This window comes from Neisseria sp. P0009.S007, from assembly GCF_051962515.1.
In genome coordinates this window covers 1-1166 of record NZ_JBQCVF010000429.1, presented here as the reverse complement: position 1 = coordinate 1166, position 1166 = coordinate 1, and the positions used below count along the sequence as shown (strand labels likewise).

The following is a 1166-nucleotide window of genomic DNA, read 5'->3' as shown; positions in this document are numbered from 1 at the left end:
TCCGGTTGTGTTTTTAGCGGCAAAGTGCAACCACGCGCCCATGCAGACCATCCAGTTACATGCGACCGCCGATACAAAAGCGCGGCCGAAATCCATATGAACTTTTGCTTCCGCCACGACAATGGTTTTTTCTGCCACGCTGCCTTCAATCATACCGACATAGTATCCAAGGAAAAAAGCCATTGCCAGCGTGCCTATCAAATTGCCCATGCAAACGATAACCCAGTTGCGTAGCAGCATTTTGGAGGAAATCCGTCCGGCCAATCTGCCTAAAGACATGATCATCATGTTGCTGGTTACCAGCTCGCCGCCGCCAAGCAGGATACAAATCAAAGCGATTGGGAACACGGCGGCGCCGAGTAAAGTCGCAACTCCGCCCCATTCGTGCGGAATGCCGCTGACTACTTTTAAATAGGCAAGATATCCGAAGCCGATGTATCCACCGGCCAAAACGCTCAAGATTGCCAGTGTGGGGATGCTGGATTGTGCTTTGGCGCAGCTTTTGTCGAGAACAACCTGTAAAATTTCCTGTGGGTATAAATCGCGCGAAGCCATGATGTTCCTTAAAGTGGGTTGAGAAGGAAACGCCGTTTCAAAAGTGGCGCAAACTGTCGCGGTAGGGCAGTGCTATAGGGAGCCGGTGTACGGTCTTTGTCTTATCAATCAGCCTGAATTAAACCTAAAAAACAGATACTTCGCCTTGCTTTAGCTCAAAAGAAATATTATTACATTTTGCTTCTGTATGAAAAAAGGCCGTCTGAACGTTGAGGTTTCAGACGGCCTTGTTTTGATTTTTAAACTTACAAATGAGCCAGCTTTGCATTGCCTTCGCGAGGAATAGGGCGCGGATTGCCTTGTGAATCGATGGCGACGTAAGTGAACACGGCTTCGGTGACCAGTTGGCGGTCTTCCGTTACCATATCGTTCATCAAAGTCTTCACCCACACTTCGATTTTCAGTTGCAAAGAAGTATTGCCTACGCGGACACAATGACCGTAGCAGCACACGACGTTGCCGACTTTTACCGGTCTGATGAAATTCATTTCTTGAACAGCTACGGTTACAATTCGTCCCTGTGCGATTTCTGCTGCCAAAATACCGCCGCCTAGATCCATTTGCGACATAATCCAGCCGCCGAAGATATCCTGATTAGGGTTGGTATCGCG

General features: G+C 48.5%; 2 protein-coding genes. Both read right to left on the bottom strand.

The window, feature by feature from the left end; genetic code table 11:
• Positions 1–555: formate/nitrite transporter family protein (locus ACTHS3_RS13825; RefSeq protein ID WP_440368234.1), on the bottom strand; the 555-nt coding region annotated here is incomplete at its 3' end.
• Between the two features lie 245 nt (positions 556–800).
• The coding region (locus tag ACTHS3_RS13820) for an acyl-CoA thioesterase (RefSeq protein WP_440368233.1) at positions 801–1166 on the bottom strand (366 nt) is incomplete at its 5' end.